The 19,051-nt window shown below is 54.2% G+C and carries 18 protein-coding genes and 1 pseudogene; 7 read left to right on the top strand and 12 right to left on the bottom strand.

The genetic code is table 11. The features are described from left to right. Nucleotides 1-13: 13 nt before the first annotated feature. From lpxP to ACL2XP_RS19630, 3 genes are all read right to left on the bottom strand, one after another. Nucleotides 14-937, bottom strand: a complete 924-nt coding sequence (gene lpxP, locus ACL2XP_RS19620; protein ID WP_413734757.1) for a kdo(2)-lipid IV(A) palmitoleoyltransferase — start codon at nucleotides 935-937, stop codon at nucleotides 14-16. A 456-nt stretch (nucleotides 938-1,393) separates the two neighbouring features. After that, entirely contained in the window at nucleotides 1,394-2,548 is a 1,155-nt protein-coding gene (hpxO, locus tag ACL2XP_RS19625; protein WP_413734758.1) for an FAD-dependent urate hydroxylase HpxO, read from the bottom strand. A gap of 216 nt (nucleotides 2,549-2,764) precedes the next feature. After that, nucleotides 2,765-3,835: a LacI family DNA-binding transcriptional regulator gene (locus ACL2XP_RS19630; protein WP_413734759.1), complete on the bottom strand. Its 1,071-nt coding sequence runs from the start codon at nucleotides 3,833-3,835 to the stop codon at nucleotides 2,765-2,767. Nucleotides 3,836-4,082: 247 nt separating this feature from the next. Between ACL2XP_RS19630 and ACL2XP_RS19635 the strand changes: the two genes are divergently transcribed. The 4 genes from ACL2XP_RS19635 to ACL2XP_RS19650 all read left to right on the top strand — a co-directional run bounded on the left by ACL2XP_RS19635 (nucleotide 4,083) and on the right by ACL2XP_RS19650 (nucleotide 8,139). Continuing rightward, nucleotides 4,083-5,096, top strand: a complete 1,014-nt coding sequence (locus ACL2XP_RS19635) for a dihydroxyacetone kinase subunit DhaK (RefSeq protein WP_413734761.1) — start codon at nucleotides 4,083-4,085, stop codon at nucleotides 5,094-5,096. 15 nt (nucleotides 5,097-5,111) lie between these two features. Further along, nucleotides 5,112-5,753, top strand: a complete 642-nt coding sequence (locus tag ACL2XP_RS19640; RefSeq protein ID WP_413734762.1) for a DAK2 domain-containing protein — start codon at nucleotides 5,112-5,114, stop codon at nucleotides 5,751-5,753. Nucleotides 5,754-5,842: 89 nt separating this feature from the next. After that, nucleotides 5,843-6,745, top strand: coding sequence for a dihydrodipicolinate synthase family protein (locus ACL2XP_RS19645; RefSeq protein WP_413734763.1), 903 nt, complete (start codon nucleotides 5,843-5,845; stop codon nucleotides 6,743-6,745). 89 nt (nucleotides 6,746-6,834) lie between these two features. Then, a complete protein-coding gene (locus ACL2XP_RS19650) occupies nucleotides 6,835-8,139 on the top strand; it encodes an MFS transporter (protein ID WP_413734765.1) in 1,305 nt (434 codons plus the stop codon). Nucleotides 8,140-8,307: 168 nt separating this feature from the next. On the opposite strand, the pseudogene ACL2XP_RS19655 reads toward ACL2XP_RS19650, so the two are convergent. From ACL2XP_RS19655 to ACL2XP_RS19690, 8 genes and pseudogenes are all read right to left on the bottom strand, one after another. Then, a pseudogene (locus ACL2XP_RS19655) lies at nucleotides 8,308-8,682 on the bottom strand (hypothetical protein); the annotation flags it as partial. Nucleotides 8,683-8,949: 267 nt separating this feature from the next. After that, the gene (gene cspA / locus ACL2XP_RS19660; RefSeq protein ID WP_131864725.1) at nucleotides 8,950-9,162 is read right to left on the bottom strand and encodes an RNA chaperone/antiterminator CspA; all 213 of its coding nucleotides are present in this window, start codon (nucleotides 9,160-9,162) and stop codon (nucleotides 8,950-8,952) included. Between the two features lie 535 nt (nucleotides 9,163-9,697). Then, a complete protein-coding gene (locus ACL2XP_RS19665) occupies nucleotides 9,698-9,997 on the bottom strand; it encodes a hypothetical protein (RefSeq protein WP_413734766.1) in 300 nt (99 codons plus the stop codon). Between the two features lie 218 nt (nucleotides 9,998-10,215). Next, entirely contained in the window at nucleotides 10,216-11,067 is an 852-nt protein-coding gene (locus ACL2XP_RS19670; protein ID WP_413734767.1) for an N-acetylmuramoyl-L-alanine amidase, read from the bottom strand. A gap of 131 nt (nucleotides 11,068-11,198) precedes the next feature. Further along, nucleotides 11,199-12,158, bottom strand: coding sequence for a hypothetical protein (locus tag ACL2XP_RS19675; protein ID WP_413734769.1), 960 nt, complete (start codon nucleotides 12,156-12,158; stop codon nucleotides 11,199-11,201). A gap of 64 nt (nucleotides 12,159-12,222) precedes the next feature. After that, nucleotides 12,223-13,026, bottom strand: coding sequence for an amino acid ABC transporter ATP-binding protein (locus tag ACL2XP_RS19680; protein WP_413734771.1), 804 nt, complete (start codon nucleotides 13,024-13,026; stop codon nucleotides 12,223-12,225). After that, entirely contained in the window at nucleotides 13,013-13,810 is a 798-nt protein-coding gene (locus ACL2XP_RS19685; RefSeq protein WP_413734772.1) for an amino acid ABC transporter permease, read from the bottom strand. Before ACL2XP_RS19685 ends, ACL2XP_RS19680 begins: the two co-directional genes overlap by 14 nt. 36 nt (nucleotides 13,811-13,846) lie before the next feature. After that, on the bottom strand, nucleotides 13,847-14,713 hold the full coding sequence (locus ACL2XP_RS19690) for an ABC transporter substrate-binding protein (protein ID WP_413734773.1): 867 nt from the start codon (nucleotides 14,711-14,713) through the stop codon (nucleotides 13,847-13,849). A gap of 1,244 nt (nucleotides 14,714-15,957) precedes the next feature. Between ACL2XP_RS19690 and ACL2XP_RS19695 the strand changes: the two genes are divergently transcribed. Both ACL2XP_RS19695 and ACL2XP_RS19700 read left to right on the top strand, forming a co-directional pair. Further along, nucleotides 15,958-16,542 carry a trypsin-like peptidase domain-containing protein gene (locus ACL2XP_RS19695; RefSeq protein ID WP_413734775.1) on the top strand — a complete coding sequence of 195 codons (585 nt, stop codon included), beginning with the start codon at nucleotides 15,958-15,960 and terminating at the stop codon, nucleotides 16,540-16,542. Between the two features lie 222 nt (nucleotides 16,543-16,764). Next, nucleotides 16,765-17,514: an SDR family NAD(P)-dependent oxidoreductase gene (locus tag ACL2XP_RS19700; RefSeq protein WP_413734776.1), complete on the top strand. Its 750-nt coding sequence runs from the start codon at nucleotides 16,765-16,767 to the stop codon at nucleotides 17,512-17,514. On the opposite strand, the gene ACL2XP_RS19705 is transcribed toward ACL2XP_RS19700, so the two are convergent. Continuing rightward, nucleotides 17,511-18,128 (bottom strand): TetR/AcrR family transcriptional regulator, encoded by a 618-nt coding sequence (locus ACL2XP_RS19705; protein ID WP_413734777.1) that lies wholly within the window; start codon nucleotides 18,126-18,128, stop codon nucleotides 17,511-17,513. The two genes, ACL2XP_RS19700 and ACL2XP_RS19705, sit on opposite strands and share 4 nt — an antisense overlap. Before the next feature lie 411 nt (nucleotides 18,129-18,539). Here ACL2XP_RS19705 and ACL2XP_RS19710 point away from each other — a divergent pair, with 411 nt between their 5' ends. Next, nucleotides 18,540-19,007 carry a glycine zipper 2TM domain-containing protein gene (locus ACL2XP_RS19710; RefSeq protein ID WP_413734779.1) on the top strand — a complete coding sequence of 156 codons (468 nt, stop codon included), beginning with the start codon at nucleotides 18,540-18,542 and terminating at the stop codon, nucleotides 19,005-19,007. Nucleotides 19,008-19,051 lie beyond the last annotated feature (44 nt).

Below are 19,051 nucleotides of genomic sequence, written 5' to 3' on the forward strand. Positions count from 1 at the left end.
ACGTAAACGGCGGCTAAATATACAGGGAGAGTTCGCCCGAGGGGCGGGTCTTGAAGCGGCGGTGCATCCAAAGATATTGATCCGGCGCACGCATAATTTCCTGTTCGACCACTTTATTCATATAGCAGGTGGCGGCCATTTCATTATCCAGGGGGTAATCATCCAGCTGCGGCTGGATCAGCAGGCGGTAGCCCTGGCCATTTTTTTTACGAATCAGCACCACCGGCACCAGTTTGGGTTTAGCGAGCCGCGCCAGGGTATACGTGCCGCGCGTAGTGGCCGCCTGGTTAACCGCAAAGAACGGGGCAAAGATGCTGCCGCTGGGGCCATAATCCTGATCCGGGGCAAACCAGACCGTTTCGCCCTGTTTTAATACCTGGATCATGCTGCGCAAATCCTTGCGATCCAGCATGGCTTTATTGGAGCGCATCCGGCCCCAGGTTTGCACCAGCTCCATCGCCTTGTTGTTATGCGGCCGGTACATCGCCATCATCGGCTGGCACAGCCCCATAACGCGGCCGCCCAATTCAAGGGACATAAAATGGATGCCGATGACCATGACGCCCTGATTATGCTCATTCGCCCGCTGCAAATTTTGTAAGCCGTACACATCAAACCAGCGTTTAACCCGCTTATCGGGCCAGAACCAGGCCATGCCCGTTTCCATCAGGCCCATGCCGGCGGAAGTGAAATTGCCGATAATCGTCCGCTCCAGCTTATCCTTATCCATATTAGGAAAACACAGTTCCAGGTTGCGGCGGGTAATGGCGGCGCGGCGTTTAAGAAACGGCATGGACAGGCGTCCAAGCCATCCCCCGAGAAGATACAAGACCGGATAAGGCAACTGGACTAGCAGGAACAGCACACCCAGCCCAAACCAGGTAAGCCAATAACGCGGATGTAACAACTTAAGGGAAAATTTTTGAGGGTGGGCCATTTCATCTATTCTTCATAATATTATTGGAAGAGCGGCATAAAAGCGCCCGTCTCCCGGTTCGTCTGTTATATGACACTACGCATCCGCATTCGTCAGGTAAAAGATGTAATCATCCTTTTCTTCACACTGGCGGCGGCGTAATTAAATAGCGCACGGCATTGTCATGAAAAGCAGGCCCGCTTCATCAAGCGTCTGGTTATCTGGGTTATCGGAAATGTGCGCCAATAAAGGTAGATAAAAGAGGCTGACGTTACTGAAAAATCAGACCGGCGGTATGGGGATATCGTAACATATACGTATCGGGAGTAGCCTAAAAATAACGATTAAATTATATGTAGTTTCGTATAGGCCGGACATATTTCTTCATTGTTCATACCGCTAATCTTACGTTTGGCCGCGCGGGTTTTGCCTGGCCACCGCTCCGGCGCAAACGCCGCCGGAGCGTAATTCCCGCGTTTAGAGCGGCCCGCCCAGAATCGTTTCGGCCAGGCCGTCGAGGATATGCTCGCCGGTTTCGGTTTTCAGGCTTTGGTACCATTGCCTGGTGGCCGCCGGATCTTTGCCATGGGTGATATCGCAGCGTTTACGGGCCTTCAATACCAGTGATTTTACCCGCTCGGCGCGGCTTTCCTGGTAGCGGCGCAAAGCATCTTCCGTGCCCAGGGAGTGCGTTCGCAGGCTCAGCGCCAGCACCACCGCGTCCTCCATGGCGGCGCAGCCCCCTTGCCCGATATCCGGCGTGGTGCTGTGGGCCGCGTCCCCGATAAGCACTACCCTGCCGCGCATAAACGTCATGAATGGGTCGATATCATGGATTTCCACCCGATTGGTGGCGTGCGGATCGATACTCTCGATCAGGCGCTGCACCGGGAGGCACCAGCCGGCAAAATAGCGGCGTAAATCATCCCGCGCCCGCTCGCGGTGTTGCACCAGCCCTTTGGGCAGCGGCACATCGAAAAAAAAGTAAAACCGCCCGCCGGCCACCGGCATCAGCGACACCCGCTTGCCTTCGCCGACAAAAGTGGTCCACTGGTTGCGGGGGGCAAGAGTCTCATCGGCGTTAACCAGGCCGTTCCAGTTTACATAGCCCGCATAGCGTCTTTCCACGTCGTGCCCCAGCACATGGCGCCTGACCACCGAATGGGTGCCGTCCGCGCCCACCAGCAGATCGCCGGTCGCCTTGCTGCCGTCGTCAAACCATGCCGTTACGCCGTTGCCGCTATCTTCGATATGCGTCAGGCGCTTATTCAGATGGACCCGCTCCTGGCCAAAGGCCTCCAGCAGCATGGCTTGCAGCTCGGCGCGGGCGACCGGATAAGGGAATTCGCCCACCCGGTCCACCAGCGGGCGCATGGCAAACCGGGTCAGGACCTCCGCGGATTGATAATCATGGTAAGCCATCGCGGCCATATCGCCGCCCAGCGCCTTGATTTGGTCCTGTAACCCCAGGAAATTGAGGCACTTGACCCCGTTGGGCCACAGGGATATGGCCGCGCCCACCGGTTTTATCATTGATACCGCTTCATAAATTTCAGTGCCATAACCAAAATTTTTCAGGGCAATGCCGGCGCAAGCGCCGCCCATTCCTGCGCCAATAATGATCGCTTTCATAATAATGGCCTCTCTCCGGAGACAGTCGCTGCCCCTTTCTCTGTGCCATTAACCTAAGCAAGGAAAGTGCCATCATTATAACCAGCTGTTTTAATTGAGATTACCACTCCCTGGCATGGGGAATCTGCGGTTGACCGCCGCGCTTGCACCCCGGGGGCGCACTGAAACATTCGTTGCGCACCACGCTATACACGGTCCTTTCAGCTCGGCCAGCGGTTAGCGCGCGGGCGAGCCGTCCAGGGTTATGCGCGGGTGAGCGGGCCGGGCCGGGTTTATTTCCCTGACGCTTTGGCGTTTAACCAACGCGCCGCAAATCAGGATATTGGTATGAAACTGGCTGCGTCCCGTTTCCAGGCGATGCTGCAATAAATCCATGGCCGCGGCGCCGATTTTTTTATTAAACACCTGGATGGTGGTCAGCGGAGGGTCCATTACCGCCGAAATCGGCAAGTCGTCAAAACCGATCATCGAGATATCTTCCGGCACCCGCAGCCCATGTTCCTTGAGGGCCTTGATGCAGCCGCAGGCAATGATATCGTTGACGCAGAAATAACCCTGCGCCAATGAATTGCCCGCCGTCAGATAGCGTTTCATGGCCTGGTAGGCGGCTTCGAAGGTCGAATTGACGCTCAGCGTATGCCGGGGGTCGAACCGCAGCCCCACCTGGCCGACCAGTTCATGAAAGGCCGCGGTGCGCTGGGCGAAATTCGGCGTATGGGCATCGCTGGTAATCAAACCGATATCCGTTAAGCCGGTGCGCTGAAAACAGTTCAGGACTTTATATACCGCGCTGCGATTATTCATATTGACAAAATCGTAGGGTAAAAAATCATTTATATTATCAATAATGACAAAAGGGACATTCAGGTATTTAAGCGCAGTAAAATCTCCTTGCTCAAATTCGGTGCCTAAAATAATCAATCCCGCCACCGGTTTGGCATAGCGTTGCTTTTCAACCACCTCCGGCACGCTTATTCCCTCATACGCCACCACTTCCAGGGAAAAATTACCTTTGCCGGCTTGTTCAATCATTCCGTCGATATAGCCGCTGATAAAAAGACTATGGGCTTCATTGACCGTATTGCCGTGCAGGGCAATTTTCAAAAAACGAATCACCCCCCGAAAATGCTCTTTGCGCGCGGCGCAGGAGCGATAGTCAAGCTCATGGGCAATTTGCAGTATCCGTTCACGGGTCGCTATGCCCAGGCCGCGCTTGCCGTTCAGGGCGATCGAAACCGCACTTAGCGATACTCCGGCGCGACGCGCGATATCCTTTAACTTCGCCATGGCGACCCCTTATTTTTTGCCTTACGGTAATAACATCACAAATATAAAAAAATGTGACGCAAAACTTGGCTAATTTTTTATAAAAATGTAGGGCGTGTGATTCTTCTCACAAATTAAAATCCATACTATTTTTTTAGTAAAATTTTAGTTTACAGCTTTTAGCGGCGCTACCATTATCCCGTTCAACACGTCTTCTTAATATTTTTAATTCCCTGACGCAGGTTCGGGGTGCCGAGGTGATAAGCCCATGAAAAAATTTATTAATGCGCCTGCCGACTATGTCCTGGAAATGCTGGCCGGTATTTATTATGCCCACCCGCGGCAGCTTACTTATGTTAATGATGACTTGCATTGCCTGGTTACCGCCCAAGCGGTCAAACCGGGCAAAGTCGGGCTGGTCACCGGGGGCGGCTCGGGCCATTTGCCATTATTCCTCGGCTATGTGGGCGACGGCCTGCTGGACGGCTGCGCGGTCGGCGACGTCTTTCAATCGCCCTCGGCGGAGCAAATTCTCAATGTCACCAAAGCAGTGGATCAGGGGGCCGGCGTGCTTTATCTGTTCGGCAATTACAGCGGCGATATTTTGAATTTCGATATGGCGGCCGAACTGGCTGATTTCGAGGATATCCAGACCGCCAAAGTCGTCGGCGCCGATGATGTGGGCTCGGCCCCGCTGGAACGCCAGTCCAAACGTCGCGGCGTCGCCGGTATATTTTTTATGTATAAAATCGCCGGCGCCGCCGCGGCGCGCGGGTTGCCGCTGCACGAAGTGGAGCGGCTGGCGCACCTGGCCGGCGCGGCGACCAAAACGCTGGGCGTGGCATTATCCCCTTGCATCATTCCCGAGGTAGGCAGCCCGGCTTTTTCGGTCGCCGAGGACGAAATGGAAATCGGGATGGGGATTCACGGCGAACCCGGCATTCTGACCCAGTCCCGGGACAGCGCCGATCGCATCATCGATCGTATTCTGCCGATGTTATTGGACGAACTGACTTTCCAGCCGGGAGACCGGGCGGCGGTGTTACTCAACGGGCTAGGCGCCACCCCGCAAGATGAACTCTATATTCTCTACAGCCGCGTCCACCAGCTCCTGGCGGAACGCCGGATTCCGGTATTTCATGTTTATTGCGGCGAATACGCCACCGCCATGGAGATGACCGGTTTTTCATTATCGGTGTGCAAACTGGATGATGAATTAGCGGGTTATTTGGCACAACCGGCTCATACCCCCTTCTTTACTCAGCTCCCATTGGCGCCATGAACGCAAGGACCCAAGATGAAAATGTATTTATCCCCGGCCGATTGCCGGCAATTAATCGCCGCCTGGTATGCCGAACTGAGCCGCCAGCGGGAAGCGTTAATTAATCTGGATCAACAGGTTGGCGACGGCGACCTGGGCATTACCATGCAAAAGGCGTTTGCCGCCGCCGCCCAGGTGGAACCCACCGTCGGCGCGGGAATTGAAAAACTGCTGATCCAATGCGGGATCGCCATGGCCAAGGCCGCCCCATCCACCATGGGTACGCTTATGGCGACGGGTTTTATGCGCGGCGGCAAAGCGCTGCCCGCTGATACCGCCCGGTTGGATGGCCCGGCGCTGGCGCTGTTTTTTACCGCTTTTACCCAAGGCATCGCCGAACGCGGCAAAGCGCGGCCTGGGGACAAAACGGTGCTGGACGTTTTACTGCCCGCCTCGCAGGCGCTGCATCTGTCGGTAGCCCGGCAGTCCCCGCTGAGCGATGGGGTCAATGCCGCCTACCTGGCCGCTCAGGCGGGGCTGGAAGCGACCCGCGCCATGGTGCCGCAACAGGGCAAAGCCGCCTGCTTTGTCGAAAAGAGCCTGGGCATCCCCGATCCTGGGGGGGCCGTGGCGGTGATTCTGTTTCACGTGCTCGATGAGTTCGTCCGCGCGGGCTAAGCGCCTCGCGGCAATGATTATCCCGGCATGCCGCACCGGTTTTGGCCAGGATTTCCCACTGATAAAACACCTAACAGCTAACGAGGCATATGATGAAAAAACTTCAGGGTATTACCACCGCGATGGTGACGCCGTTTAATCAGGACGGCTCGGTTAATTATGAATCCGTGGGACAATTAACCGAGTTTCTGGTGACCAAAGGCGTGCACTGCCTGTATCCCTTGGGCACCACCGGCGAGATGCTCCGGTTAAGCGAGCAGGAACGCAAGCGGGTCGCCGAAACGGTGATTTCGCGCAATAACGGCCGCGCCACCGCGTATATCCACGTTGGGGCGATGTCCCAGGCGGAAACCCTCGCGCTGGCCCGGCATGCCTATGATGCCGGCGCCGACGGTATCGGCGTAGTTACGCCGGCGTTTTTTGGCGCCAACGATCGCGAACTGGCGACCTATTTCATTAACGTCGCCCGCGCGGTCCCGGATGACTTTCCGGTCTATTTATATAATATTCCTCAATGTGCGGCCAACAATTTATCCGCTGAGCTGGCGCAGCAAATTGCCGAGCAATGCCCGAATGTTGTAGGAATTAAATACAGCTTCCCGGACTATTTAATGGTGAATAACTATCTGGCCATTAATGACAGCCAATTTTCGGTGGTCGTCGGGGCGGACCGTTTATTCTTGCCGGCATTGGCCATGGGTTGTGACGGCGTGGTATCCGGAGTGTCGTGCGTTTATCCCGAACCTTTCCTGGCGGTCTATAACGCTTTTGTCCAGGGAGATATTATCGCGGCGCGCCGGGCGCAAAGAATCGCCAATAAATTTTGTGAATTGTTACGTAACGGCAGCAATATGTCCTATTTCAAAGAAGGATTGAAATATCGCGGTATAGACGCCGGGGTTATGCGGGCGCCGCAATTGGATTTGCCCGCGGATGAAATAACCATCCTGAGAAATAAGCTAGAGCAGCTTCAGGGTGAAAGCGGATTTTAATCCGCTGTATTTTATCGACATTTCACCTGATTAAAAAAATTATAATGTACTTCTCCCATAGTCATGCCCATGATTAGAGGTAATTTGATATGAGAAGAATCACGACGTCTACGGCCCTACACCCCGGAGCCAGTAAAACCGCACCCCGAAAAATAGCCGGATCGAGATTACGCTGGTATCTGGTTATTGTTATTTTGCTGGCCGCCATTACCAATTATCTGGATCGCGCCAACCTCAGCGTTGCTAATTCCACCATTGCCGGGGAATTTGGTTTATCGTCCCTGCAAATGGGGCTGCTGCTCTCGGCTTTTTTATGGCCTTATGCGCTGGCCAATCTACCCGCCGGTTATTTGGTGGATAAATATGGCCCGAAAAAGCTATTTTCTTTTGCCGCGGGCGGCTGGTCCCTGGTCACTATATTATGCTCGCTGGTCAATGGGTTCGGCGTATTTTATGCCCTACGGATGCTATTAGGGGTAACGGAATCGCCCTTTTTTACTTCCGGGATTAAAGTCACCAACGCCTGGTTCGCCAAAGAAGAGCGCGGCCTGCCGACGTCGATATTTAATACCGGCTCACAAATCGCCAACGCCATTGCGCCGCCGTTGTTAACCATCCTGATGCTCACCCTGGGATGGCGCGGCATGTTTGTGGTAATCGGCGCGCTGGGGCTGCTGATCCTGGCATGTTGGCTGAAACTTTACCGCGACCCGGACGCCCATGAACTGCAAGAGATCAAGGAACTCCCCGTCGATGCCGCCGCCGGCATGGCTACCCCTACCCGCAGTTGGGGATCGCTGTTTCGCGAGCGATCCACCTGGGGAATGGTCATCGGCTGTTTCGGTATCTATTTCACCGTATGGGTTTATCTTACCTGGTTGCCGCGTTATCTGGAGCACGATCGCCATATGAGCCTGATGACCACCGGCTGGGTGGCGGCGATACCGTTTTTTGTCGGCATTTTCGGCGTACTGATCGGCGGTTGGCTGTCGGATCGGCTGATCCGCAACGGTATGAAAGCCATTACCGCACGTAAGATACCCATCGTCGGCGGAGCGGTGATTGCCGCCTGCGCCGTCGCGCCGGTGCCGTTTATTACAAGTACGCCGCTGTGCATCTTGCTGTTGGCCATTGGTTATTTTGCCGCCCAGCTTCCTTCGGGGGCTATCTGGACGCTGGCAACCGACGTGGCGCCCAACGGCTCGGTAGGATCGCTGGGTTCGATCCAGAACTTCGGCGGATTTATCGGTGCCGCGCTGGCGCCGGTGGTGGCGGGGCTCATCCTGGATGTTACCGGCAATTTCACCTATGTTTTTCTTTCCGGCGCGGTATTGCTGCTGGTCGGCGCATTCAGCTATGGTTTCATTCTTAAAGAACCGATTGCGGAAAAATAACCGTCCCGACGCGCTGGTCGGGATCAGGATGCCAAAGGCCTGGCGGCGCGATTAATTTTTCTTATCTTTTCTTTGCACGCCGCTGGCTTTTTTATGGGATTTAACGGCCGGCGGCTGCATGCTGCCCCCATCGGCAAACACATAATCACCGTTGGCATACACCACCTGGGCCTGGCACTCAACCGTGGGCTTAGCCACCCGGCGCAGCTTCATGCCGTCATAGGACATGACGCCATTGGCCACGGTGATATCCCTATATTCGTTTTTAACGTTGACGTTATAAAGCTGCTCGCCGCGCCAGGTCAGCTTGCCGCGCCGCGCGATGGTGCTCTGCCACTGGCGGCAGTCCAGCGTATCCCCGGCCCGATTAACAATAAGACTGGCAATCGCTTCCGGGCTGGTCAGCCGTTTTTGCGGCCCGTCGCTCATCCATACCCCGGCCACATCCGCAGGGGCCGGCGTTTGCGCCACTGCGGAATAGTCGGCATAACCGGCGCATCCGACCAGGGTAATCACCGCCAGACCCGTGACAATATTTTTTATCATACCCATATCCTTATAAAGTCGAAGCGGAATTTTAGCATTAAAAGCCTGAGATTGTTAAAAGCATATTGGCGGTCCGCACCTCTTTCCCGAGCTAATGCCGGCCCCGGAGCCGGGTCGGTAGTTGCCGATGAAATACAAGGCAAAAAAAAACCCCGACAGAGTCGAGGTTTATAATTTTTTCGGTCCGGTTAGAGTAACTTGGCTGCTCCGGCCTGAGCCATCATCGCTATCGCAAGCACTTTACCTGGGCCTGTCTGTAATAAATTACAGCGCTACAACGTTAGTTGCAGACGGGCCTTTCTGGCCTTGTTCGATGTTGAACTCGACCTGTTGGCCTTCGTCCAGGGTTTTGAAATCATTGCTCTGGATTGCAGAGAAGTGAACGAACACATCTTTGCTGCCGTCAGCAGGGGTGATAAAACCAAAACCTTTACCAGCATCAAACCATTTTACTGAACCAGTCATTTTGTTAGACATTGTTGTTTCCTTTTAATAGGGCCGCCATAAGGCGATTGTGGTCTGCTTGTCAGGATTTACTTATGGGAGCACTAGAGAAGGAAATTCCTCGGAGAAACGATATTTTGATATACCATTTGCCGGAACAACTTTACTAAAATGACATTCATAAATAGGTCTGTACTACAAACCGATGACGCTATTTACACATAGTGAGAATGTTATAGCAAGGATTTTTTTCATAATTATTTTTCATCCTCTTAACTTCACAAACCAGCGCATGTGTACTAAGCAAACCGAAACGAAGCCGTGCAAATCATTGATATCCAAGATACGTTTATTATTGCGTAGCAGCGGATACTCCGTGGCGAACGCGGACTGACGGCTTCTTTCGCGTGGCGGATTATAACATTTCTAGGGTGGAAGCCTGAAGGGAGCTGCAGAAAAACCTAACGCAGTACGGTCAACAGAACTTTTACCGATCTTGTGTAGCGGGCTGGTCGCGAGACTAGGTTTTCTGGCTAAACAGGGGGAAACCCCGGCTTGGTTCAGTAAACTAAACCGCGATAATTTGATCGGCGACGATCGAATAGCCGCCGTTCCATTCCATCCGTCCAGTGATGGTCACTCGCTCACCGCGCAGGTGCGCCATCAATTCCAGCGCCATGATATCGAACCCGACCACTGTGAGCGGATATGAGCTGCGCTTGTCGCTTTCTGCCAGGATGGTGGCTTTAACCATCGGCCGGCCGGTATGGCCTTTGATACGGCTTGGGGATTTGGTTATTACGCCTGATAACGTCGTGGTTATCGGATTACTGCTGGTTTCGGTTAGGTGCTGATTACTCGAATTCATGACAGGTATACCTCCGCATTTTCATTTTTCGCCTGAAACGATTTCTTATTTTACCTGATTGCATGCCGTTTGTGTGAGTGATTGTGCAAGTATCGCGCAGAATTACGCCAGCAGGCCGGCGGTACCCGCTGGTTTGCTGGCGCCCAAGGCTTGGATGGCCCTCAGTTGAACGTCTCTCACATGCGGCCGTGCAGGGCGCGCGGTGCGGCTAACCCCTTCTAACCGCGGTATTTTTCCACCAGCGCCAGGGCGATGGCCTCGGTTTCGGCATCCGCCGCGCCGCGATAATCCGCCGGGCGGTAATGCATTTGGAACGCGCCGATCGTCCGGACGGTTTCTTCATCCGGCTGTCCCGTTTGGGGGATCGTGTAGCCATAGGCGGCCAGCGCGGCCTGGAGCGGCGCTACCGGCACCGGGCTGTCAGGCGCCCTGCCCGCCAGGTACTTGTCCACGGTGGTTTTATCGGGCCAGGCGCCAACGCCGCGCTGCGCGAGCTGCGCCCATGGAAACAACGGACCGGGGTCGTATTTCCTCTGCGGCGCGATATCGCTGTGGGCGACGACATTGTCGGGGCTGATCTGGTAACGCCGGATCACGTCCTTGGCCAGCCTGGCGACCAGTTCGATTTGGCGGGGATGGAAGTCATACCAGGTTTTGCCCGTCTCATCTTCGGTAAATCCCGTGTTGACGATCTCGATACCGATAGAAGTATCATTCAGGTTGCCCCGCCCGTTCCACTGACTCACCCCCGCATGCCAGGCCCGCTTGTCCTCCGGCACCAATTGCAGCACCACCGGCTTGCCGTCGCTGGCGTCAGGCAAGCCGGGCACCAGGTAATGGGCACTGCCCGCGCCCGTGGTCAGTAATTTCAGCGACTCCGCATCATTGACCGCGGTGTAATGCATGACCAGGAAACGCACCCTTTCATTCTGGTTGCGGGAAGAGATGGCGCTATCCACGCGGTAATCGCCGCGATCGATATATTTGGGCTTATTCGGCTTATTAGACGTGCAGCAGGTCAACATCGCAACCATGGCTAAACATTTGCCTGCCAAAAGAATCCTTTTCATCCGCTCATCCATTACGTGAAAAGAACACCATAGCGGGATCTGGCCAAACGCCGTCCAAACGGCCATAAAAAAACACCGCCAGGAATCGGCGGTGGGGGGGGTGGTTTGACCGGGAAAACGTCCGCGGTATCTTATACCTTGTCGGGATTCCAGCGTCCCGGAAACTCCTGGCCGCCCAGTTGCCGGTTGTAGAACATGCCCAGGTACCAGGGAAAGTAGTGATAAGACCATGCGCAAAGGCGGTTGCCGTATTTCAAAAAGGCCACAAGGAGTTCCTGGATTTCCGCTTTGGTTTCCGCCTGCGCCACCGCTTCGCGCAGCAGGCCCGCGAACGCGTCCAATTGATACATGCCGCTGATGCCCAGGTAGCTTGAATAAGGCACGTCGAATTCATTAAGGGTGGCGCTGAAGTCCTTCACCGATAGCGTATTGGACAGTTTGAGCAACGGATAGATAGTGTACATTATATAGTCACGCACCATGCCGTTGGCAAAATCCCATGCGGTATAGTATTGCCCATAAGTCCCGGTGGACTCCACCCGGCCCAAACGGATGTCTTTCAGATCCTCCGGCTCCACCAGTTGAATGCGTTCGGCTTCGTCCAGGAAAATCTTGGCAACCGGCGAAATGCCGGCGGCTGTTACCGGTACGCCGGGATGGGCGCTTTTATCATGGGGCGACACTTCAACAAATATCTGATCCTTTTGCCAAAACAGATTATTCCATACCGCTTTGCCCACATCGGGCAATAAAGCGCAATATTCCGGCAATACCTGGCCCAATACCGGCTGAGCCAGCGGCTCAAGCCCAACGCCGTATTGTACCGACATTTTGTTGCCGGTGGATTGAGAATAGCGCAGGCGCCCCACCGGACAATCGGTGATCAGTTCGCGATGATGTACCGGCGCGCTGCTGACCACCGGGGTCCAGGCATACATCGATGCGCCGGAGACCACCGGATGGGCTTGCAATACCTTGAACGGCAGATGCTGCCAGAATTCTTCGCACAGCTCAGGGTTGCGCTCGTCATTCAGCTCGGCGACCACCGTAACGCCAAGAGCCGGCCAACTGATATCAATTAAACGTCCCATCTAAAATTACTCCAGTGTTAATATTACTTCGAGTGATGCCGTCGACTACCGGCTGAATAAACCGTTAAACCTTATGCAAAACCTTCGACAAAAAAGTCCGGGTCCTCGGGTGGCGGGGCGCGCCGAAAATCTCCGACGGCGCTCCTTGTTCAATGATTTCGCCCCGATCCATAACCACCACGCGATCCGCGACCTGCCGGGCGAACTCCATTTCATGGGTCACCACGATCATCGTCATGCCCTGCAAGGCCAGATCCCGCATGACCGCCAGCACCTCCCCCACCATTTCCGGGTCCAGCGCGCTGGTCGGCTCGTCGAATAACATCACTGTGGGATTCATCGCCAAGGCGCGGGCAATGGCCACGCGCTGCTGCTGTCCGCCGGACAATTGCGCCGGGTAGTGATCCACTTTGTCGGATAAGCCGACCCGTTCCAGCAGTTGCAGCGCTTGCCTGCGGGCGCTGTTTTTATCGATGCGCAGCACTTGTACCGGCGCTTCCATGACGTTTTGCAGTACCGACAGATGGCCGAACAGATTGAAGCGCTGGAAAACCATGCCGATATTCCTGCGCTGCCGGGCAATGTTTTTTTCGCTATCTTCGACGAGCCGATCGCCCCTGGGGCGATAGCCGATTAATTGCCCGTCCACCAGGATTTTGCCGGACTGGATCTTCTCCAGATGGTTAATGCAGCGGATAAGCGTGGTTTTTCCCGAGCCGGATGGCCCGACAACCACCAGCGCCTCGCCGGGCCGCACCGTCAGCGAAACATTGCGCAGTACGATGGAATCGCCGTATGACTTGACGATTTCCGCGCATTCCACCGCGGGACGCGGATTTTGCGTCGCGGGAGTATTAAAGGTTTTCATTGAACACCGACATGTGATCGCGGGTTAACACCGCGGCGCGCTTCGCTTTTTTCAGCTGCGAGCGCCGGGCCAGCCAGGCTTCAAGGGACATTTGGATCGCCGTCCAGGTACCGGTCAGCAACAGGTAGTAGACCGAAACGCCGAGATAAACCTCAAATGTCAGGAACGTCGCGGCCTGGATTTGCTCGGCGACGCGAAACATTTCCGAAACGCCGATGATGCTGAGCAGCGCCGTGGTCTTAAGCATGTTGTTAAATTGATTGCCCAGGGCCGGAACGATGACCCCGACGGTCTGCGGCAAAATAATCCGGCGCATCGACAGGCCGGGCGTCATGCCAAGGGCTTTGGCCGCCTCGCTCTGGCCGTGATCCACGGACGCGATGCCGGCGCGGGTAATCTCGCTCATATAAGCCGCTTCGTGCAGTCCGAACGTGGCGATGCCCGCCACCACAGCCCCCGCCACGGCAAACGGCCCCAGCGGCATCGCGGCCGGAAACAAATCAAAGCCCAGCAGATAGGGCAACCCGAAATAAATCAGCACCAATTGCACCAGTACCGGCGTCCCGCGGAAAAACCAGATATAAATCTGATTGACGGCCCGCAGGCCCCAGAAACGGCTCAGGCCCGCCACCGCCAGGAGAACGCCGATGATGGTGCCGATAAGCTGCGACAGGATGGCGGCCACCACGGTGAGCGCCAGACCTTGCAACAGCGACGCCTGCGGGTGGAACACAAAATCCAGGAAAAACGCGGTATCAAACTGCAGCTGTATATGGGATAGCATCGCCGCCTCCTTCAAACGCCGGGTGTGACATCGGCCCTACTCGCAAGAATGCGCAGAGCTGCAAAGTCCCACGCCGTCTTCAATACCCCACTTTTTGGTGATTGCCGCCATTTGGCCGTCGCTATTCATCCGATCGATGGAGGCCTGTACGGCATCTTTGAGCGCAACATTGGCTTTGGTAATCGCGATCGACCAGGTTTTCGGCGGTACGGGCACCCCCACCAGTTCAAACCGGCTGCGTCCTTTTGACAGATAATAATTGATGACCAGTGAATCGCTGGCGAAGGCGTCGACCCGTTTCAGGCCCAGATTCTGGAAAGCCGCGACATTGGTGCCCAAGAGTACCTGCTCGATGGGTTTTTTATTTTCGCTGACTAATTTATCGCTGATCTGCTTGATCAAGCCCGCGTTGCGGCTGCCCAGCAGCGCGGCGACGCTGCGCCCGGAAAGGTCTTCATAGCTCGCCAGATGCAGGGGATTGCCTTTGGGCACCAGCAGGGCGGTATTGACGCGCCAGTAGTCCACCATCCAATAACGCTGCGCGCGCTCAGGAGTATTGCCGAGGCTGGCGATGATCAGATCGCACTTACCGGTATCCAGCGCGGCGAAAATGCCGGAAAACTGATAGTTATCGATCTGGCTTTTCACCCCCATCTCGTCGCCCAGCGCTTTCATGATATCCACCGCGGCGCCCACCGGCGTCTTGCCGTCGCTGGCCATCCCTTCCGCCGGCGGGTTTTCCAAATCGGAGCAAAAAGTCAGTTTGCCTTTAGCCTGTATTTCCTCCGGCGCCTTAATGGGATCTTTTGCCGGCGCGGCCGAGGCATCGCTTACAAACAATAGGCCGCCGCATACTGTGGTTAATAACGTAGTTAATAACGCTCGCTGTTGGCTTGGTTTCACAATTTTATTCCCGATCCACATTAAGAATATACGGTTATGGAAAGCGACCGCGTTTACATTGCTAAGGATATGAGCCTGCGATATGACTATAAGTGCAGCAAATTTTAACGTCAAGACATGTATATACAATATAAGTTTTTGCGATGGCAGCGCCCCCTGGAAAAATCGGAGACGGCACAGCCCCCCAGCCAGAAGTCGCGGGGCGAGACAGCCTAAACGCCCCGATATACCTGAAAAAAAAGACCATATCACCAGATTTCAGCGGCGGTGCGAAAAAGCATGGCTATAGAAAAATAAGTTCTTTTATTTGTATATACAAATAAAAAATCTTCAGTCGACACCCGCCAGGCTCCCCGCGATGGAAGCGGCATCTTATGAATCAGCGCGGCTCATTCCCGGTGAATAACCGGCGATTATCCATAAAGGTCGATTTAGGAAAATAAATAATCGTACCGACAGGCTGTTAATAAAAACCCATGGCCGTAGATTTTCATGGAATAGCATATTCTTATTGGAAATTTTAAAAATAAAAATCACCTGTCGGATCGGTAATCAATACCTTTCTATTAATCATTAACCCATTTTCCTGGCGATGCGCGGTTTGGTGCTTTATGTCCACGGTTAGAACCGGCGTGGAAGCATAACGTCAGGATTAGCCGGGAATGTGTTTTTATTATTGATAATTTGTTATAAAATTGTACAAGCAGGCCATTATTGTTCTTTTGCCCATTAAATTTGATGCCCGCCACAGCGTTTGCGCTAATACGGTTTCCCTCGTCAAATACCATGGGCGCCATTTAATTTTACTTAAGTTGCCAGTTGATGAAAAACAGGATTCATCATCCTTTGTTTTCTTTATTTATTCACTGATTGTTAAATGTTAACACCTGAGTAAAATCTCATCTTATAAATTATTTAGTTTCAATAGCATAGATTAATCCCTGGCACCGGAAAACGCGCTGAAAGCCTAGTGCAGCAAGCGTTCACAGACTTAAAGTAAAGGAAACAGCCGTCTGCCGCATGAATAATTTAGGTTAAGTGAAGATATATAATTAATAATTTTAGTTAAGCAATCAATCTTAGACATTCCTGTTAGCTCTTTTTTATCGCGGGCAAAAATAAAGCATTTTCTTTTGCTAAAGAAATCTCATCATCGGCCGTTAACCTTACTGGCATGACGTATTAGCCGGGCTTGATCAAATAACCGATCAATTTCTTGTATGGCATTAGATAAAGCGGCAACAATGAAAATTAACTTTTTGTTTACTCTATTCCCTTTGTTTTTATCTGCTTGTACCGGTGTCGGCCATTACAAAGTTGATCAAACGGCAGAATCGAAAGCGGATTTCCATTTTGTCGGCATTCCCGTGCTGGCCGGTGCGATCGGATCGAGTTTCCCCCTCACCGCTAAATATAGCCTTACCGCCGGACATGTGGCGAAAATGATGATGGTGCGGGTCAAGGCCTACAACCCGCTGTGTGATGTCGCCATTATTTATCACGATAATACCGGCCGTAAGCTCCCTAAACTGGAGACCGCGGACAAAGGGGATAAACTCAGCCTGTATGGCTACAACGCGTACACCGCCATGCCGACATCCTCCACCGGGGTGTTAAAGGAATTTGGCTGGTGGGATAAACCGGGTACCAGTTGCCTGGTAGGCCTCAGCGATGCGGGCGGCGTTCCGGGCATGAGCGGCGGTCCGGTGTATGGCCATGATGGAGCGATTGTCGGCGTATTTACCGCCACGCATCCAAAGCGTAACCAGACCATGTTTGTGCCCTATCAGCAAATTGCAGGTTGGGTGACCAAAGAGATTAAAAGCTGATATCCCCGACCTGACCGCCAGGCGCTGGTCTGGGGTCGGGTCATTAGCATAGTTTCCCATCGCCGGCCTTCCTTCGCATAATTTCATAACGATTAGTATGAAATGTCTTGACGCCCCGCGTCGCCCTCGTTAATTTCATAACGTTAATTATGAAATTTATTTATGCTCAATCGAGACGCAAAAATCCGGCGTCTATCCTCATTAAAGACATAAGGTGAAATTATGAGTAAAGCTCTGCAAGATAAAATCGCGTTGGTCACGGGCGGCAGTACCGGCATCGGCTTAGGCATCGCCAGGCAGTTTATTAACGAAGGGGCCTTTGTGTTTATCACCGCGCGCCGGCAAAAGCAGTTGGACGAAGCCTTGGCCGAGCTCGGCGACCAGGCGGCGGGCATCCAGGCAGATGTATCCAGACTTAGCGCCCTGGATGCGCTGTTTGCCGCGATAAAAGCCCAAAAAGGCCATTTGGATATCGTGGTCGCCAACGCCGGCGGCGGAGAATTGGCCGCGCTTGGCGCCATTACCGAAGAACATTTCGATCGCACTTTCGATACCAATGTCAAAGGCGTGCTATTTACCGTGCAAAAAGCGCTGCCGCTATTGTCGAAGGGATCTTCCGTGATTATTACCGGTTCAACCACCTCGGCCGTCGGCGGTAAACACTTCAGCGTTTATAGCGCCACCAAGGCCGCGGTGCGCAATTTCGCCCGCAGCTGGATTCAGGACCTTGAGGGGCAGGATATCCGGGTAAACGTATTAAGCCCGGGGCCGGTGAAAACGCCCGGTTTAGTCGGATTGGCGGCGCCCGACCAACAACAGGCCTTGCTGGATGGCTTTGCGGCAAAAATCCCCCTCGGCCGGGTAGGCAACCCTGATGAAATAGGCAGGGCGGCGGTCTTCCTGGCGTCGGATGCGGCCAGTTTCGTCAACGGCGCCGAATTGTTTGTGGACGGCGGAGAAGCGCAGATTTAGCTATCCGGCCATGCCCGCAGGGCGCTGGCCGCTATGGCCTGCGCCTCGGCCAGCGTTACCCCCTCCTGCGCTTTTATCGACATGCCGTAGAGGAACGTGGTGAAAAAACTGGCCAACGCAGCGGCATCGGTGCCGGCGGGCACATCCCCTTCGTTAATGCCCCGCTCGATTCGCCGGCGCAGCGCGCGCTCCGTTTCCTGACGGGCCGCGATGACGATCTGCTGGACGGGCTCCGACCCGGCGGAGCAATTTATCGCCGACAGGGCCAACATGCAGCCAGGAGGCGTAGTCGTATCAACCATGGCGCACACCGCCTCCCGAAGCAGGCGTTCCACCGCCCCCCTGGCGGTCTTTTCCTTAAACGCCTCGGCCTGATAGCCGGCGGGACCGGACTTATAACGCTCAATCGCCTCCAGGAACAAATGCTCTTTATCACCAAAGGCGCTATACACGCTGGGAGTGGTGACGTTCATGACCTTAAGCAGTTCCGCCATAGATGTGGTGTCGTATCCGCGCAGCCAAAATAAACGCATGGCGCGGTCCAATACGGCGTCGCGGTCGAAGGAGCGGGGCCGGCCGCGGGGCTTGGCGCTCATGGATTTTGGTGTTTTCATAACGATCGATTCTAAATTATCATCCCACGGCCGGCAAGAACGATCGTCGCAGCGCGGCAGCAAATGAGTGAAAATGATAATTTAATTATTATATCTTTCGGCACTTGATTTTTTTGTCAAAAGTAATGATATTGGTTTATAGCATATTGCCAGTTTATTATGACCAATATTTCCCGCTACTGTAATAAGCATTTTTTGAGCCAGGCGTAATTAATTTGATCAAGATCGGCTAAAACATTAATTAAAGTTATTGAAACCGCGGGAAGTTATCATCTTAAAATAATATTGTCTCATTAATAATAATATCTAATGTAAATATACACCCGGGTATAACGTTTGCGATTAACTGTGCCAGGCCACCGCTACCACATGGCCGGATGATGACAACACCATAAATAACAGAGGTCCGTGATGATCAGAATAACTATTGTCATTGCCATGGCAATGGCGCTATTAAGCGGCTGCGCGAATAACCGAACCTCATCCGGCGATACGTTTACCGCTGCCCAGGCCCGTCAGGTGCATACCGTAACCTACGGCACGCTGATTTCCGTGCGCCCCATAACGATTCAGGGCGGTACCGGTGAAAACGTCGCCGGCACCCTCGGCGGTACGGTGCTCGGGGGATTTTTGGGTAATACCGTGGGCGGCGGTTCCGGCCGCAGCCTGGCAACCGCCGCGGGCGCCGTGGGCGGCGCAGCGGCCGGCCAGGGTATTCAAAGCGCAGCCAATCGCAGTCCCGGAGTGGAGTTGGAGATCCGCCGGGACGACGGCAGCACGATTATCGTCGCGCAGGCGCTTGGCACCAGCCAATTCCACGTCGGCCAACGGGTAGCCATTGCCTCCGGCGGCGGCAGGGTCACCGTTTCGCCGCGCTGACAGGCGGCGGTCTAGCCGATAAAAAGCCGGGTTTATTATCCATG

It is taken from the genome of Sodalis sp. RH21, assembly GCF_047324175.1.
Taxonomy (GTDB): domain Bacteria; phylum Pseudomonadota; class Gammaproteobacteria; order Enterobacterales; family Enterobacteriaceae; genus Acerihabitans.

Bases quoted from the DNA above. Each gene is read 5' to 3' on its own strand.
- lpxP (WP_413734757.1), bottom strand. From the start codon at position 937: ATGGCCCACCCTCAAAAATTTTCCCTTAAGTTGTTACATCCGCGTTAT.
- hpxO (WP_413734758.1), bottom strand. From the start codon at position 2,548: ATGAAAGCGATCATTATTGGCGCAGGAATGGGCGGCGCTTGCGCCGGC.
- ACL2XP_RS19630 (WP_413734759.1), bottom strand. From the start codon at position 3,835: ATGGCGAAGTTAAAGGATATCGCGCGTCGCGCCGGAGTATCGCTAAGT.
- ACL2XP_RS19635 (WP_413734761.1), top strand. From the start codon at position 4,083: ATGAAAAAATTTATTAATGCGCCTGCCGACTATGTCCTGGAAATGCTG.
- ACL2XP_RS19640 (WP_413734762.1), top strand. From the start codon at position 5,112: ATGAAAATGTATTTATCCCCGGCCGATTGCCGGCAATTAATCGCCGCC.
- ACL2XP_RS19645 (WP_413734763.1), top strand. From the start codon at position 5,843: ATGATGAAAAAACTTCAGGGTATTACCACCGCGATGGTGACGCCGTTT.
- ACL2XP_RS19650 (WP_413734765.1), top strand. From the start codon at position 6,835: ATGAGAAGAATCACGACGTCTACGGCCCTACACCCCGGAGCCAGTAAA.
- cspA (WP_131864725.1), bottom strand. From the start codon at position 9,162: ATGTCTAACAAAATGACTGGTTCAGTAAAATGGTTTGATGCTGGTAAA.
- ACL2XP_RS19665 (WP_413734766.1), bottom strand. From the start codon at position 9,997: ATGAATTCGAGTAATCAGCACCTAACCGAAACCAGCAGTAATCCGATA.
- ACL2XP_RS19670 (WP_413734767.1), bottom strand. From the start codon at position 11,067: ATGAAAAGGATTCTTTTGGCAGGCAAATGTTTAGCCATGGTTGCGATG.
- ACL2XP_RS19675 (WP_413734769.1), bottom strand. From the start codon at position 12,158: ATGGGACGTTTAATTGATATCAGTTGGCCGGCTCTTGGCGTTACGGTG.
- ACL2XP_RS19680 (WP_413734771.1), bottom strand. From the start codon at position 13,026: ATGAAAACCTTTAATACTCCCGCGACGCAAAATCCGCGTCCCGCGGTG.
- ACL2XP_RS19685 (WP_413734772.1), bottom strand. From the start codon at position 13,810: ATGCTATCCCATATACAGCTGCAGTTTGATACCGCGTTTTTCCTGGAT.
- ACL2XP_RS19695 (WP_413734775.1), top strand. From the start codon at position 15,958: ATGAAAATTAACTTTTTGTTTACTCTATTCCCTTTGTTTTTATCTGCT.
- ACL2XP_RS19700 (WP_413734776.1), top strand. From the start codon at position 16,765: ATGAGTAAAGCTCTGCAAGATAAAATCGCGTTGGTCACGGGCGGCAGT.
- ACL2XP_RS19705 (WP_413734777.1), bottom strand. From the start codon at position 18,128: ATGAAAACACCAAAATCCATGAGCGCCAAGCCCCGCGGCCGGCCCCGC.
- ACL2XP_RS19710 (WP_413734779.1), top strand. From the start codon at position 18,540: ATGATCAGAATAACTATTGTCATTGCCATGGCAATGGCGCTATTAAGC.